This is a genomic window from Pseudomonas sp. GL-R-26, from assembly GCF_019947365.1.
GTDB lineage: Bacteria > Pseudomonadota > Gammaproteobacteria > Pseudomonadales > Pseudomonadaceae > Aquipseudomonas.
This window is the reverse complement of the sequence record NZ_JAGYGI010000005.1, coordinates 39,818-56,530: the sequence shown is the minus strand read 5'-3', so window position 1 is coordinate 56,530 and position 16,713 is coordinate 39,818. Positions and strand designations below refer to the sequence as shown.

Here is a 16,713-nt window from a genome sequence, read left to right as displayed (position 1 = left end):
ACGGCGCCCCACAGACGCGAGGCGCTACGCAACATCACCCCCGCCCTGCCCGCCGGACTACGGGCGGCGTCGAAACCTCAGCACACGGAACTCGCCCGATTGATCGCCCGCCAGGTCGCCAGCCAGAACCAGGTCGACAAGGCGCTGGCCAACCTGCAGAACCCCGCGGATTTCGCCGAACCGCTGCTCAAGGCCGAACTCAAGCGCCGCTTCGGCCTGGATCTGAATGTGCGCGAAACGTTTTTGCGCCTCTACCTACCTGATCACCTGCCGTGGTTACGGCTGAAGTCCGGCGCTGCGCGCACCTGGACGGTATCGCTGCTGGACGCGGCATTGCACAACTTCGAAAGTGCCGAGACCCTTGCAGATGCGTTCGAGCCTGCCTCGACGTACATCACCGCGCCGTCTTCCAACGGGCAATTCCTGACCTTGCCGCAGATCCTGGAAGAAATGCCTGTCACGGTATTTACCGGCATGTGCCGGGAGCTGGACATTGGCCAGCGCTATAAAACCTGTCTGGAAGACAATCTGAGTATCGGCAACCCGGTGGACTCGGCGCTGCTGCAAGGGAAAATCCGCGACAGCCAGAAATCCGCAATCACCGCTGCATTACACCTGGCGCAGATGCAAAACCTCCTGGGCAGCGGCACTCACAGCCTGATTCTCGGCCTGCTCGACAACCTGCCACATCTGCGCCTGCACAAGCAGCCATGGCGCTGTCATGACCTGACGATCCTCAACGCGTGCCTGACCGGCATCCTGCTGTTTGCCCCGGACCTGGAGCGCGCCCGGGAAGTGGTTCGCGTGGTGGCTTATATACCGGGCGACCCCGAACAGCCGATCAAGGAATACCCCTCGTCTGCGGCCTTCGCCGAGGAACTGGGCCGGCGCCTATGCGACCCCGCCTATCAACAGTTTTTCAGCCGCTTCATTAACCATGAGGATCGCGGTTACTTTTTCGCACAGTTGAACCACCTGCTTGCCCCGATCACCTGGCAACCGGTCCAGCCAGGCGATTCTCGTCCGACCTGGCGGGAACTACCCAACCCCCGTGCGAATCTGCAGATCGTGGCAACGCCTGTCACAGGAGAACTGTGGACTCACCTCTACCAGAGCCAGCTCAACAAGATCCTCAACGATGCGCGAGTGATCGCGGTGTCCACTGCAACGGTCGACCAGAAAGCCCGCTGGGCGCTGTGGGACTCCTTCACGGAAATTGCCTCAGCACTGCTGAACATCGCCGCGTTCGTGGCACTGCCATTCGTGCCGTTTCTCGGTGAACTGATGCTGGGCTACATGGCCTACCAGTTGCTCGACGAAACCTTCGAAAGCGTGGTCGACTGGGCCGAGGGGCAGAGTCGCGAAGCCTTCGGGCACTTGATGGGCGTGGTGGAGTCCGCGGTGCAACTAGGGACCTTTGCCGCTGGGGGTGCGATCGCCGCCGGCGAATTTCGCTCGGTATTGCCCCGGGAGATCGTTGAATTCATCGACCGCTTCAATACGATAAAGCGGCCGAACGGCGATACCCGCTACTGGCAGCCGAACCTGATCGGCTATGAACACCCTGGTGTTTTACCCAAGGATGCAAAACCGGATGAGCTGGGGCTGCACCCACATCAGGGCAAAAGCCTGCTGTCCCTGGAAAACAAGCACTACGCCGTGAGCAAGGATCCGCTAACCGGCCAGTACCGCATCAACCACCCCACCCGCCCTGACGCCTACAAACCACAACTGCGACACAACGGCAGCGGTGCCTGGCAAACCGAACTCGACCAGCCGTTGAGTTGGGACCAGGCCGCCGTATTGCACCGTGTCGGCCCGGACATGCAGCGTTTTTCGGCCAGCACCCGCGGGCGCATCCTCAGCATCAGCGGCAGCCACGAAGATGTCCTGCGCAAGATGCATGTAAATGCCGGACAGGTGCCGCCGCTATTGGCCGACACACTCAAACGCTTCGGGATCGATCAGGACATACAAGCCTTTATCGATCAGATCGGCAGTGACCAGCCGGAACACTTCCTCAAGGCGGATCCGGTGACACAGCTGGAACTGCTCAATGAAAACGGCTACTGGCCGGCAAACAAAGGCCTGCGACTGATCGACGAAAATGCGCAAACCCTTTGGCAAAGCCCGGCGCCCGATGTGCCCGTCGTGCAAATCGATACCGCCCGCCTCACCGACGGCGACCTGCTGAAAACCTTTCTCCTGGCCCTGTCGGACAGCGAAGCCAGAACGCTGATGGGTGAAGAATTCGGTCACCCCTCCCCTGGCCTGGAAAACCGGGCGCAGCGGTTGCGCCAGATACTCGCGCGGCTTGCCGAACAGAACCGGCAAAGCCTGTTCGATCAGCGTTATCGCCGACTCGAACGTGGCGCTCGCGCAGCCGTACAAGTGGTGATGGATGCCGAGCCCGGACTGCCGCGCAGCGTTGCACAAGCGATTGTGGACACAGCAAGCGATCTGGAAATGCAACAGCTGAAAAGCTCAACCCTTGCCCCTCGCCTGGCCGAGCTGAGCCGGGAAGCCAGATTACAAGTGCGCGTGACACGCGCCTACGAGGGGCTTGATTTGCCATCGACCGAAAACAACCTCGACACTGACCGGCTGGCCTTGCATACCCTGGAAAAACTGCCGGGCTGGACGACAGAGCTACGACTGGAAATCCGCCAGTACGCCCATGAAGGCGCGCTGATCGACAACCTTGGCCGTATCGATGCGCCCCTGCGTAAAGTGCTGGTGCTCAGAGAAGAAGGCTCGTATCAGGCCTTCGATCATGACGGTGAAGAACTCAGCGGCATGGGCTCGCTTTACACCTGCCTGCTACAGGCCATGCCGGACAGCGAACGCACCGCCTTGAATCTGAATATCGGTGAAGGTGAACGGCTCAAGCAGCTGATTCGCCAGCACGCCTTGAGCCGTGATGCATTGCGCGCGCTGCTGGCTCAACACCCCGACCTCAAACCCACTTACGACCCAAAGGTCATGCGCTTGCTCGGTGGCGGTGACGGGTATCGTCAAATGCCACGCAACACACCTACTTTGCAAAGTCGGGCGCAGACACTGTTTCCCCATCTATCCGCCGAAGAGCTCGACGCCTTCGTCGAACGCTTGCAGCAGCATCCCAGTGGACCACGAGCGGAGCTGAGTCGGCTGATGACTCAAAACGCGCAACTGCTGGAGACGCTTTCGTCCTGGCGCGATGAAATTCCGCTGTTCATTCCGGACACGCAAATCAGGATCACGCCCGAGCAGTTCGGGGAGCAACAGCAGGTCCGCCGTCAATTCACTATCCATCTGGCCGACTGTTGGCAACAGCAATGGACCCACCCCGAGACCGCGCTTGAAACAGTCGACCTCAACTTCTTCCAACCCATCATCGGCCAATTGCCGACCCTGGGCACCGACTTCAGCGGCGTCAGAATGCTAAGGATGGATGGCGGTAGCGCCACGCGGGGCATGCACGAGTTTCTGCGCAGTTTTACCGGGCTACGCTTCCTGAAACTGCGCGACTTCAACCTTGGCCGCTTGCCGGACACCCTTCCATCGCTGCAACTCGAAGAGCTCATCCTGAGCAATTGCGCGATCACCCTCAGCCCCGAAAGCCAGGTCGGGCTCGCGGGACTGCATCGGTTGACCACAATGGACTTGTACAAGAACCCCTTGGGCCTGACACCCGATGTCGGCAGCATGCCCGATTTGAACTACATCGATTTATCGCAGACGGGCATCTCTGATCTACCGAGTGACTTGTTGACTCGTCCGCGCCTGCGCACCGCCCTGTTCAATGACAACCAGATCAAAGAACTACCCAGCGCACTGTTCACACTGCAACAACGCACCCAGGAGGGCATCGACCTGGGCAACAATCCGTTTTCAAGCGCAACCCGTGAACGCCTCAAACAGCACTTCCAGCAAACCCGTCAGGACTTCGGTATCTTTGCCGAAGAAGCAGATATCCACCGCGTGCAAACGCTGTACCCCATGCTGGACCAGGAGGATGCCAGCAAATTCGTGTTCCTTTTACCCGGCACACTGGACGAGGGGCGAATCGCATTGACCCGTCTGGAAGCCGAACTCACCACCTTTGAAAACGACCTGTCGGCCTGGACCGGCAATATTCCAGCCGTCCACCCTCACAGCAATCAACCGTTCACTGCCCAGCAACTGCTGATCGAACATTCGACGCGGGACGCATTCAGAGAGTCCGTACTGCGCTGCTGGCGCCGAGAAACCGATCTGGATGATTTCAACGAATCGCTGCAAGCAACTACTTATGACCTGAGTCTGGAGACGCGGATTACCGGTAACCTGCCGACACTGAGCGCAGATTTCAGCCATGTTTCCCTGGTTTACCTGAGTAGCGAGAGCGGCCTGACCACAGGCGTCACAGGGTTCCTGGAGCGCTTCCCCAAACTCAAGACCCTCGTTATCAACGACTTCAGGCTGGGCGATATCCCGGAGGCAATCTTCCGGATGAGCGACTTGAAGTCGCTCAACCTCCTCGACTGCAACATCACCCTGACTCCGCAGTCGGTCCTGAACCTGGCCGAGATGGCCCGCCTGGAATTCATCGACTTGAGAAACAATCCGCTGGGGCTGGCTCCGGATATCAGCCAGATGACGGACCTGGCGACCCTGCAACTGGACAACTGCGGGCTCAGCGAATTACCCGCCGGACTGATGCAGCTCAAGAGCCTGGAAACCGTAGACCTGAGCGGCAACGCGATCAGTCAGATACCCGCCGACCTCCTCGAACTGCCGCTGGAGGTCGCCGAAAGCATCAGCCTGCGGGGTAATCCGTTCTCTGAGGAAAGCCTGCAAATTCTGCTTGAGTACTTCAGGCTGACTAGCGTCGATTTCGGAGTTCAGGAAGTAATCGAACGGGCAGAATTGGAGGTGTCGACGTCCGAGGCGTCCGAACCGGAAGATTGATCGGGATCAGGCGCGGATCAACCGCGCTCCGGCGGCACCGATGACAATTCGAACGGGCTGCTGCTGCGCCGCTGGTTGCGATCTTCCCGCGGCGTGGCACCGAAGAAATTGCGATAGGCGCTGGAGAAGTGCGGCCCCGAGGAGAAGCCACAGGACAGGCCGATCTGGATGATCGACTTGCTGGTTTGCATCAACATCTGCCGGGCCTTGTTCAGGCGCAGTTCCAGGTAATACTGGCTCGGCACACGGTTGAGGTATTGCTTGAAGATGCGCTCCAGTTGCCGACGGGACACGCACACGTGCTGGGCGATTTCGTCGGTGGTCAGCGGTTCTTCAATGTTGGCTTCCATGAGCAACACGGCTTGTGTGAGCTTCGGATGGCTGGAGCCGAGGCGATTCTGCAACGGAATGCGCTGGCGTTCGCCGCCCTCGCGAATGCGCTCGACCACCAGTTCTTCGGACACCGCACCGGCCAGTTCCGCACCATGGTCGCGGGCCAGCACCGCCAGCAAAAGGTCGAGCACTGACATGCCACCGCACGCCGTCAGGCGATCGCGATCCCAGTCGAACAGGTGGCTGGTGGCAATGACCTTCGGAAAGCGCTCGGCGAAATCGTCCTGCCAGCGCCAGTGCACGGCCGCGCGATAACCGTCGAGCAAGCCCAGCTGTGCCAGCGGGTAAACCCCGGCCGACAGACCGCCAATCACGCAACCGGAACGCACCAGTTGTTTGAGCGCACTGCTGAGCGCCGGCGCCAGTGCGGTCGGTGGTTCGTCTGCGAGCAGGAACAGTTTCTGGAAGTTCTCGAGCTTGCCAGTCCACGCCTCACCCGGCAATTGCCAGGCGCTTTCGGCTGGCGGTTCGGCCTGCAGGAACGACAGTTCGTAAACCACGTCCGGATGCACACGCTGGGCAACACGCAAGGCCTCCTCAGCCAGCGCAAGCGTCAGTGCTTTAGTGCTGGGCCAAATCAGGAAACCAATTCGATGGGCAGTCATGGTGGGCAATCCGAAGCGAAAACAGTGTTAAAAGCCAGAAGCGGCTGCAACCAAATTAGACCATCTGGCGCGCGCTGCGCAGCATGGCCTAATTTGGTGCGTAACGGGAGCGATTACTTCAGGCTACCCGAGAGGAATTGCTGCAAACGCTCGGATTGCGGGTTCACCAGCACTTCGCGCGGGTTGCCGCTTTCTTCGACCACTCCTTTGTGCAGGAACACCAGTTGGTTCGACACTTCACGGGCGAAGCCCATTTCGTGGGTCACCACGACCATGGTCCGGCCTTCCTGGGCCAGGGCCTGCATGACTTTCAACACGTCGCCGACCAGCTCCGGGTCAAGGGCCGAGGTTGGTTCGTCGAACAGCATCACCTCAGGTTCCATCGCCAGCGCACGAGCAATCGCCACGCGCTGCTGCTCGCCGCCGGACATGTGGCCAGGGTAAGCATCCTTGCGATGAGCCACGCCCACCTTGTTCAGGTAGTGTTCGGCTTTCTCGCGTGCTTCAGCCTTGGACATGCCCAGCACATGCACCGGCGCTTCCATGATGTTTTCCAGCGCGGTCATGTGCGACCACAGGTTGAAATGCTGGAACACCATCGACAGGCGCGAACGCATGCGTTGCAGCTGCTTCGGGTCGGCCGCCTTCAGCGCGCCGTCCTTGTTGGCCACCAGCTTCAGTTCTTCGTTGTTGAGCAGGATCTTGCCCGCGTGCGGCTGCTCCAGCAGGTTGATGCAGCGCAGGAAAGTACTTTTGCCGGAGCCACTGGAACCGATGATGCTGATCACATCGCCGGCTGCCGCTTTCAGGGACACGCCCTTGAGCACTTCGTGACTGCCATAGCGTTTATGCAGGTCTTGGACTTCAAGTTTGTACATGCTGTCGGTTCTCACAAAAACAGTCAGTCAGTGGTATTCAGTGCTTGCGCGGGGCCAGGTAGCCCAACCAGCGGCGCTCGGCCATCTTGAACAGCTTCACCAGGATAAAGGTCAGGCACAGGTAGAACACGCCGGCGGTGATGTACGCCTCGAACGGCAGGTAGAACTGGGCGTTGACCGTGCGCGCGGCACCGGTGATGTCGATCAGGGTCACGATGGACGCCAGACTGGTGGTCTGCAGCATCATGATCACTTCGTTGCTGTACTGCGGCAGCGCGCGGCGCAGGGCCGACGGCAGCAGGATGCGCTTGTACATCTTGACCCGCGACATGCCCATGGCCCTGGCCGCTTCGATCTCGCCGTTCGGCGTGGCGCGCAGGCTGCCGGCGATGATTTCGGCGGTGTAGGCGCTGGTGTTGATCGCGAACGCCAGGCACGCACAGAACGTTGCGCTGGACAGCCACGGCCAGAGGAAGCTTTCACGCACCGCTTCGAACTGCGCCAGACCGTAGTAGATCAAGAACAGCTGCACCAGCATCGGCGTGCCGCGGATCACGTAGGTGAAGAGCCAGGCCGACATGTTGACGACCGCGTTCTTCGAGACGCGCATCAAGCCCAGCGGCAATGCGCACAGCAAGCCGAAGAACAGCGACAGCGCGAGCAGTTTGAGGGTGGTCACCAGGCCGCCGAAGTACAGCGGCAAGGCCTCCCAAATGACGTTGTAGTCGAAGATCATAGATCAGCCGCCCTTACGCCTACCGAGTAGCGCTTCTCAAGGTGACGCAATGCCAGCAACGACACACTGGTGATCACCAGGTACATCGCCGCCACTGCGAGGAAGAAGGTGAAAGGCTCGCGGGTGGCATCGGCCGCCTGCTTGGCCTTGAACATCATGTCTTGCAGACCCACTACCGAAATCAGCGCGGTAGCCTTGGTCAATACCAGCCAGTTGTTGGTGAAACCCGGAATCGCCAGACGAATCATCTGCGGCACCAACACCCGGAAGAACACCTGGACACTGCTCATGCCGTAAGCCATGCCGGCTTCGGCCTGCCCCTTGGGGATCGCCATGAAGGCGCCACGGAAGGTTTCCGACAGGTACGCACCGAAGATGAAGCCCAAGGTGCCGATACCGGCCGCCAACGGGTTCAGGTCGATGTACTCGTCAAAGCCGAGCAGCGGCGCGACGCGGTTGAGCAGGTCTTGGCCGCCGTAGAAAATCAGCAGGATCAGCACCAGGTCGGGAATACCGCGGATTACCGTGGAATACAGGTCGCCCAGCCAGGCCAGCCAGCGCACCGGCGACAGACGCAGTGCCACGCCGATCAGGCCCAGAACGATGGCCATGGCCATGGACGACAAGGCGAGCTGAAGCGTCAGCCAAGCGCCATCGAGGATGACAGCCCCGTAGCCTTTCAACATGATTCAGGTCCTCGAAAGTTGGGATGAAAAAATGGCGCAAACCTCAGAGATCCTGTTGCTTGCGCCATTTCGGACTTGTCGCAGAGACGTGTTACTTGCCGTAGATATCGAAGGCGAAGTACTTGTCCTGGATTTGCTTGTACTTGCCGTTCGCACGAATGGCCGCGATAGCGTTGTTGAGCTTGTCCAGATCTTCCTTGTCGCCCTTGCGAACCGCGATACCTACGCCGTCACCGAAGTATTTGACGTCGGTGAACGCAGGGCCGACGAAGGCGAAACCTTTACCGGCGTCGGTTTTCAGGAAACCGTCATCCAAAAGCGTAGCGTCTGCCACGGTGCCGTCGAGGCGGCCGGCAGCCACGTCGAGGTAAATTTCGTTCTGCGAACCGTAAGGCTTGATCTCGGCACCCAGCGGGGCCAGGACTTCGCGGGCGAAACGCTCGTGGATCGAACCACGCTGCACGCCGATGTTCTTGCCCTTGAGCTCGGTCAGGCCTTCGCTGACCTGAGTGCCTTCCTTCATGACCAGGCGAGCCGGGGTGTTGTAGTACTTGTTGGTGAAGTCCACGGACTTCTTGCGATCTTCAGTGATCGACATGGACGACAGGATCGCGTCGATCTTGCGCACTTTCAGTGCCGGGATCAGGCCGTCGAACTCTTGCTCGACCCAAACGCACTTGACCTTCATTTCTTCACACAGTGCATTGCCGATGTCGTAGTCGAAACCAACGATGCTGCCGTCCGGCGCTTTGGAAGCGAACGGAGGGTAAGCCGCCTCGATACCGATTTTCAGAGGTTTTTCATCGGCGAAGGTTGGCATGGACAGCACGGACAGTGCCAGGGCGCCAAGCAGCACGAGTTTCTTCATCTTGGGACTCCATCGGTAAAGGGCAAAAACGGCAGAGTGAGCAACAGCCCAATATGCGAGTGAGTGGAACCGGAAAGCAGTGCTGCGTCCTACATTGCGTGTGCGAAATTTCGACACAGACAACGACGAGCGAGTGATCGGCATTCTAACGACAGGCCCGAGGCCGATATTTCTTCAATGCGACAACTAATTACAGAAGCACCGAGAAAGCCGTTTTAGCGCGTTGACAGCCCTGCAAAATCATGCAGGAGCAAAAGACATTGAACCGATCTATGTTGCAAATTGCGGGCCTATTATTGGCAAACCCTTCTAATCCGGCAAGCGCAGTGTAGTGGCTTACTTTTTTGAGGCGCATTTCGGGCACGGATTTGAGCCCAGGCGTTTCCCAATGCCCCGTATTGGCGTGATGCGGTTACACATTCAGTAACCTGAAAGAATACGGGTAACAGTAGGAATCGTCCTACGGCTGAAGCCGATATTTATTGGCTGTTGTTTATTGGGTGTCAGACAGATCGCCTTCGCGGGCAAGCCCGCTCCTACAGGGATTTGCGGTGTATAGGCGATCTGAAGCACACCACAAAACCTGTGGGAGCGGGCTTGCCCGCGAAGAGGCCCGCCCAGCCAACACAAAAACCCAGGCACAAAAAAGCCCCGCCAGGCTCAACACCTGACGGGGCTTTTCAGTGATTCAGAACCGCCGCTTACGCGACATTCATCGTCTTGTGGGTATCAATCAAATGCTGCACCACACTCGGATCAGCCAGGGTGGAGATATCACCCAACCCATCATATTCAGCCGTGGCAATCTTGCGCAGAATCCGGCGCATGATCTTGCCCGAGCGAGTCTTCGGCAACCCCGGCGCCCACTGGATCACATCCGGCGAAGCAATCGGGCCGATTTCCTTGCGCACCCAGTTTTTCAGTTCCAGGCGCAACTGCTCGTTCGGCTCTTCGCCGTTTTTAAGGGTGACATAGACATAGATGCCCTGCCCCTTGATGTCGTGCGGCACACCGACCACAGCCGCTTCGGCGACTTTCGGGTGAGCGACCATCGCGCTTTCGATCTCGGCGGTGCCCATGCGGTGGCCGGACACGTTGAGCACGTCGTCCACGCGACCGGTGATCCAGTAGTAACCATCGGCATCGCGACGGGCGCCGTCACCGGTGAAGTACATGCCACGGAAGGTCTTGAAGTAGGTGTCGACGAAGCGGTCATGGTCGCCAAACAGCGTGCGCGCCTGGCCTGGCCACGAATCGAGAATCACCAGGTTGCCCTCGGCCTCGCCTTCGACGATGTTGCCCAGGTTATCCACCAGTGCCGGCACCACGCCGAAGAACGGACGCGCCGCAGAACCTGGCTTGAGCGCATGAGCACCCGGTAGCGGGCTCATCATGTTGCCGCCGGTTTCGGTCTGCCACCAGGTGTCGACGATCGGGCAACGGGACTTGCCGACATTCTTGTAGTACCAGTCCCAGGCTTCCGGGTTGATCGGCTCGCCCACCGAACCCAACAGGCGCAGGCTGCTGCCATCAGCACCTTCAACGGCGGCGGTGCCCGAGGCCATCATGGCGCGGATCGCGGTCGGTGCAGTGTAGAGGATGTTGACCTTGTGCTTGTCGACGATCTTCGCCACCCGGGTGATGTCCGGGTAGTTCGGCACGCCTTCGAACAGCAGCGTGGTCGCGCCGTTAGCCAGCGGACCGTAGACGATATAGCTGTGGCCGGTGACCCAGCCGACGTCGGCGGTGCACCAATAGATTTCACCCGGGCGGTAGTCGAACACGCGCTCATGGGTCATGGCTGCGTACAGCAGGTAACCGCCGGTGGTGTGCTGCACGCCCTTCGGCTTGCCGGTGGAGCCGGAGGTATAAAGGATGAACAGCGCTTCTTCGGCGCCCATCTCTTTCGGCGCGCAAACGGTGCCCGCCACTTTCATCAGGTCCTCGAACCAGATGTCGCGATGCTGGTTCCACTTGATATCGCCACCGGTGCGCTTGCACACGATGACTTTCTGAATGCTGCTGGTTTCCGGATTGGTCAGGGCGTCGTCGACGTTGGCCTTGAGCGGGATCCTCTTGCCGGCACGAATACCTTCGTCAGCGGTGATCACCACTTTGGATTTGCAGTCGATGATGCGACCGGCCAGGGCTTCCGGCGAGAAACCGCCGAACACCACCGAGTGAATCGCGCCGATCCGGGTACAGGCCAGCATGGCGACCACGGCTTCGGGGATCATCGGCATATAGATAGTCACCACGTCGCCGCGGTGCACGTCCTGACCACGCAGGGCGTTGGCGAACTTGCAGACTTGCTCGTGCAGCTCGCGGTAGGTGATGTTGCGGCTTTCGGCAGGGTCATCGCCCTCCCAGATGATCGCAACCTGATCACCGCGCTCGGCCAGATGGCGGTCGAGGCAGTTGTAGGAAACGTTCAGGGTGCCGTCGGCGAACCATTTGATGTCGACATGGTGATCGTCGAAGGAAGTCTGCTTCACCGTGGTGAAAGGCTTGATCCAGTCGAGGCGCTTGGCTTGCTCGCGCCAGAAGCCGTCCGGGTTGACGACCGACTGCTGGTACATGGCCTTGTAGGTCGCCTCGTCGGTCAGCGTGTTAGCCAGAACCTCGGGACGAACGGGATACAGGGAAGCCGCACTCATCTTTCTTACCTCGGTGGAATAGTTGTTTTTGTATGACCACGTTTTAGCGGGGCCGGGCCTATAGAACCATTCGACGATGGTAGTAACAAGCCCCTACAAAATGTCGTGAAAAACCTTCAAACCCACTACCGCCGCGGTACCTGTGGGAGCGAGCTTGCTCGCGATGGGGCACTAAAGGACACCCACTTCAAGGCTGACACCCGCACAGATCGGGGATTGTTACAGGATCTGTCAAAAGTGTTTATCAAATCCACGGCTATATGGACGAGGCGCGCACACCTAAAATCAGCCACGCCAACAAGGCAACCTGATTAACCAAGTTGCAGCCCCCACGAAGGCAGTTAATCAAAACACCCTGGTACTGAAGTTCCACACGCAATCTCAAAAGGATTGCGTGCCCCCTTTCGACCTCTAAAAGGTAAATATTAAATGAAAGCTTTATTGGTTCTGGCCCTCAGCAGCGTGTGCCTGACCGCCATGGCCGGCGAGGTCCCGACTGATGTCGCCGAGCAACAACCGCCCATCGAGGAATACACTTACTCGATGAATCTGGACATCGCCAAAGTGATCTCCATGAGCGAAGCCCCGAACGTGTGTGAAGTCGTGCCAATGAAAATGGAATACGAAGATTCCCACGGCCAACGGCATATCCTGCGTTACAGCGCGATGGGCAACGGTTGCTCTAACGGCTGACCTCCTGCTTCACCCCTCCCCCAATAAGGTTCGACCCACCCGCCGCGATCAGGCAGATGAAGCGCCGAACCTTAATGATCGACCAGATCGATTGCTTTAAGCATTTATTTGCACTTTTTAATCGAAATAGTCGGAGCAGTATCAACTGCAACCCAAGACAAACAACACTTACGCAACTGGAGCAACGACCATGAAAACCCAACTGATCCTCGCCCTGACCCTCTCCGTCCTGGCAGCCAACACCTTCGCCGCCGATGGTTACGACCGCACCGGCTCGGCTGCTTACACCAGCGAAGCAGCTGTCGCTTCCGATGGTGCTGACCACACTGGCGCCGCCCGCCTCGCTGCCGATGGCGCTGATCACGTCGGTGCCGCTCACCTAAGCTGATCCGCCAGCGTGACTTCACAGCCCGACTTCGGTCGGGCTTAGTTGTGTCTGGAGCCTGAGAAAACCCCACCGAAACACAAGATGTAGTGAAAAAAGCCTTTTTTGGTTATTTCTTGAACAAAAATAAACCGGGGCAAAAAATCAGGAAAAAAAATCTTCCCCCACCAATGCCCTCCAAAGCCCTGTAAACCCTCACTCCGACCGAAAAACGGCCCCCGTCGACCGATCCGTGAGCCATTTCGCCGCACCACAGCACGCAAAACTTCCCTATAATGCGGCCTTAAACGGGCCTGCAATATTCCCTTACAGGGACGAAAAGCCAGTCTGAAGCCCCGCACAAGCGATCAACGCTTGCTGCGCCCATCAGTGGCTCTCGGAACCCCGTACAAAATTCTGTTTGATGCCTGCGTATAGCTGCCGCAAAAAACGATTCCTTTAGATCCAACGCGGCCAGTAAGGCCGTGTGAAAAACCGACCTATCCAATTTCACACGGGCACACTGGCCCTCACGCAGGAGACGACACGTCATGCTGAGCTGGGACGAATTCGACAAAGAAGACACGGAAGTAGCAGTCAAGGGCACTAACGCTGGCCACGCCACCGAAGCCAACATGGACCGTCTCGACAGCGCCGGCGGTGCCGCCGCCCTGGAAGCCCGTGCCGTAACCGCCGCTGACTCCGCCGCCGTTGCCCGCGCCAAAGCCGCCCTGGACTCCCTCGACGTCGCCGAAGGCCTCGCCGAACTCGAAGGCGCCTCCGCCCGTGTCGCCGTTGACGAAAAGCGCATGATCAACTGCCGCGCCGACCTCAACCAACTCGTACCTTTCAAGTACGACTGGGCCTGGCAGAAGTACCTGGACGGCTGCGCAAACCACTGGATGCCGCAAGAAGTCAACATGACCGCCGACATCGCCCTCTGGAAAAACCCGGAAGGCCTGACCGACGACGAGCGCCGCATCGTGATGCGCAACCTCGGCTTCTTCTCCACCGCCGACTCCCTGGTTGCCAACAACCTGGTCCTGGCCGTGTACCGCCTGATCACCAACCCGGAATGCCGCCAGTACATCCTGCGCCAGGCCTTCGAAGAGGCGATCCACACCCACGCCTACCAGTACTGCATCGAATCGCTGGCCATGGATGAAGGCGAAATCTTCAACATGTACCACGAGATCCCATCGGTCGCGAAAAAAGCCACCTGGGGCCTGAAATACACCCGCTCGATCTCCGATCCGAAGTTCGAAACCGGCACCGTCGAAACCGACAAAGAACTGCTGCGCAACCTGATCGCCTACTACTGCGTTCTGGAAGGCATCTTCTTCTACTGCGGCTTCACCCAGATCCTCTCCATGGGCCGCCGCAACAAAATGACCGGCGTCGCCGAGCAGTTCCAATACATCCTGCGCGACGAATCCATGCACCTGAACTTCGGCATCGACGTGATCAACCAGATCAAAATCGAAAACCCACACCTGTGGGACGCCGAAATGAAGGAAGAAGCTTCGCAGATGATCCTGCAGGGTACTCAGCTGGAGATCGAATACGCTCGTGACACCATGCCTCGCGGCGTGCTGGGCATGAACGCGGCGATGATGGAGGACTACCTCAAGTTCATCGCTAACCGTCGCCTGTCGCAGATCGGTTTGAAGGAAGAATATCCAGGGACGACTAACCCGTTCCCGTGGATGAGCGAGATCATGGACTTGAAGAAAGAGAAGAATTTCTTTGAGACTCGGGTTATTGAGTATCAGACTGGTGGGGCTTTGAGCTGGGATTGATTCCCAAGCTAGCCGCGATTTGACGACTTGAATCGACAAATCGAAAACCAAAAAGCCCCGATCTGATCGGGGCTTTTTTTGTTCGGCCATGGATATCCCCCCCCCCCTCACGCTTAGAAAATACCTACAACACTTACAGCGATTTCCACCTCAATGGCCACCCAAAACACCTAACCGTTTTGACAGCCCGACCGTTGAGGCCTTTGCTACAAAATGAACTGGGCCGGAAGCCTTGCCGCGTACCTACATTCGGTGGAATTCACCACCTCTACTTAAAGTTCATTTCTTGCCCGGTACCTAGTGAACCGTTACCATTTATCGCATATGGAGCGTGTCACTTCTGGGCCGCAACTCACCTGAGCGCTACAGTGCGCTTTTTTTATTTTCGTATTAGGCGCATCGACTAAATCAATGAAATATAAGGATTCTATCCCGGTCATCGACCTCTTTGCCGGCCCGGGCGGACTAGGGGAGGGATTCTCTTCAATCGGTGGCCCTGAGAAGGGAGTGCGTAAGTTTCAGCTACGTGTCTCGATCGAGAAAGATCCTGTCGCTCACGCGACTTTATCCCTCCGCGCATTGTTTCGCGCTTTTCCAAAAGGCGAAGCACCGGAGGCTTACTACCAATACGTCCGGGGCGAAATCACTCGTGAAGAGCTTTTCAAGCATCCGGACGTACCGGCAGAAGCAGTGGAGGCTGCACAAGAAGCTAAGCTCGCAGAGCTTGGTAAAATTTCGCCCGATGAAGTCGACAATTGGATCAGGGAAGCCCTGACAGGCGCAGATGAATGGGTACTCATTGGCGGCCCGCCGTGCCAAGCATACTCAGTAGCAGGACGTGCCCGTCGAACACGCGAGAGCCAAGAGGAGTTTGAAAGCGACGAGAAGCACTTTCTCTACAAAGAGTATCTGCGGATTATTCGCGAGTTCAAACCGACGATCTTCGTCATGGAGAACGTGAAAGGCATACTGTCCTCGAAGCACAGCGGCTCGAACATTTTCCAGCAAATTCTCGAGGACCTCTCGACTCCTGGTGACGATCTTTCGTACAACATCCGTTCCTTAGTCGTCCCTAAAGATGTGGAGAAACCAGATCCACATGACTTTGTCATTCAAGCGGAACGTCACGGTCTTCCTCAGGCTCGACACAGGGTTATCCTGCTTGGGGTTCGCTCTGACGTTGCCTCGAGCTGCCCTGCTCTATTGGAGCGTCCGCAAAAGCTTGTAATGGAACCCAGCAAAACGGTTTTCACAGTTGGGCAGGCTTTATCAGGACTCCCTCCAATACGGAGCAAAATTTCAAGGGGAGGAGATTCCCTCGAAGCCTGGCTCTCTGCCTTGGATGAGGCCAGCTCTATGCTTTTACGGCCTTATGTGGCTGGCTGGGGGGATTTAATAGATACCATGAAGGATGCGGCGGTTAAAGCGCAGCGGCTGAAATCTAATGGTAGTGGATTCATACCCTGGAAAGTAGTTCCAGAAATGAGTGCCAAGCAACGTGAGTGGTTTCTCGACCCCAGACTGAATGGGGTGCTACAGCATGAGGCTCGGAGCCATATGCGCTCTGACTTGCATAGGTATATTTTTGCAGCAAGCTACGCACGGTTGAACGGCACCTCACCAAAAATACACCAATTCCCTGCCCAACTCTTGCCAGCTCATGAAAACGTGTCTTCCGATTCCGTTCCCTTTAGTGACCGTTTCAGAGTCCAAATGGAAGATGGTCCGTCTACCACAGTTGTCGCCCACATAGCTAAAGATGGTCATTACTACATTCATCCGGACCCAAGCCAGTGCCGCAGTTTGACTGTTCGCGAAGCCGCGCGACTGCAGACTTTTCCTGACAATTACTTCTTCGAGGGAAATAGAACACAGCAGTACACACAAATCGGAAACGCAGTCCCGCCGCTTCTTGCTAGAAAGATCGCAGCTGTTGTCGCTGAAATCATCGATTCCTATCGTTCAGGGAAAAACCGCCAAGCGTCACTTGGCATTTGATCGAACAAGACAGACTATCGAGCAACGCAATCTGCGCCGGATAGTTTAAGGGGGGGCAGACAGCCCTCCCGCCCCGAAACTATCCGGCGAATTTTCAGCCAACC

10 protein-coding genes and 1 pseudogene are annotated in these 16,713 nt (G+C 57.9%); 5 read left to right on the top strand and 6 right to left on the bottom strand.

All coding sequences use genetic code 11. From position 1 onward, the window contains the following. Window positions 1-99: 99 nt before the first annotated feature. Window positions 100-4,932 (top strand): dermonecrotic toxin domain-containing protein, encoded by a 4,833-nt coding sequence (locus KGA96_RS07350; protein WP_411741584.1) that lies wholly within the window; start codon window positions 100-102, stop codon window positions 4,930-4,932. A gap of 17 nt (window positions 4,933-4,949) precedes the next feature. Here the strand turns inward: KGA96_RS07350 and argR are convergent, their stop codons facing one another. From argR to acs, 6 genes are all read right to left on the bottom strand, one after another. Further along, on the bottom strand, window positions 4,950-5,930 hold the full coding sequence (gene argR / locus KGA96_RS07345) for a transcriptional regulator ArgR (protein WP_046042318.1): 981 nt from the start codon (window positions 5,928-5,930) through the stop codon (window positions 4,950-4,952). A gap of 113 nt (window positions 5,931-6,043) precedes the next feature. Next, window positions 6,044-6,808, bottom strand: coding sequence for an ABC transporter ATP-binding protein (locus KGA96_RS07340; RefSeq protein ID WP_046042317.1), 765 nt, complete (start codon window positions 6,806-6,808; stop codon window positions 6,044-6,046). Window positions 6,809-6,845: 37 nt separating this feature from the next. Next, window positions 6,846-7,544 (bottom strand): ABC transporter permease, encoded by a 699-nt coding sequence (locus KGA96_RS07335; RefSeq protein ID WP_223512146.1) that lies wholly within the window; start codon window positions 7,542-7,544, stop codon window positions 6,846-6,848. Next, complete coding sequence (locus KGA96_RS07330; RefSeq protein ID WP_046042315.1) at window positions 7,541-8,230, bottom strand: ABC transporter permease; 690 nt, start codon at window positions 8,228-8,230, stop codon at window positions 7,541-7,543. The genes KGA96_RS07335 and KGA96_RS07330 overlap by 4 nt, the downstream gene beginning before the upstream one ends. Before the next feature lie 91 nt (window positions 8,231-8,321). Beyond that, window positions 8,322-9,098 (bottom strand): ABC transporter substrate-binding protein, encoded by a 777-nt coding sequence (locus tag KGA96_RS07325; RefSeq protein WP_046042314.1) that lies wholly within the window; start codon window positions 9,096-9,098, stop codon window positions 8,322-8,324. Window positions 9,099-9,799: 701 nt separating this feature from the next. Continuing rightward, the gene (acs, locus tag KGA96_RS07320) at window positions 9,800-11,755 is read right to left on the bottom strand and encodes an acetate--CoA ligase (RefSeq protein ID WP_046042313.1); all 1,956 of its coding nucleotides are present in this window, start codon (window positions 11,753-11,755) and stop codon (window positions 9,800-9,802) included. 429 nt (window positions 11,756-12,184) lie between these two features. Here acs and KGA96_RS07315 point away from each other — a divergent pair, with 429 nt between their 5' ends. The 4 genes and pseudogenes from KGA96_RS07315 (at window position 12,185) to KGA96_RS07300 (ending at window position 16,609) form a co-directional block, all read left to right on the top strand. After that, window positions 12,185-12,448, top strand: a complete 264-nt coding sequence (locus KGA96_RS07315) for a DUF2790 domain-containing protein (protein ID WP_046042312.1) — start codon at window positions 12,185-12,187, stop codon at window positions 12,446-12,448. Between the two features lie 190 nt (window positions 12,449-12,638). Then, window positions 12,639-12,833, top strand: a pseudogene (locus KGA96_RS07310) (hypothetical protein); the annotation flags it as partial. A 530-nt stretch (window positions 12,834-13,363) separates the two neighbouring features. Continuing rightward, window positions 13,364-14,611: a ribonucleotide-diphosphate reductase subunit beta gene (locus tag KGA96_RS07305; RefSeq protein WP_046042310.1), complete on the top strand. Its 1,248-nt coding sequence runs from the start codon at window positions 13,364-13,366 to the stop codon at window positions 14,609-14,611. 411 nt (window positions 14,612-15,022) lie between these two features. Further along, window positions 15,023-16,609 (top strand): DNA cytosine methyltransferase, encoded by a 1,587-nt coding sequence (locus tag KGA96_RS07300; RefSeq protein ID WP_223512144.1) that lies wholly within the window; start codon window positions 15,023-15,025, stop codon window positions 16,607-16,609. Window positions 16,610-16,713 lie beyond the last annotated feature (104 nt).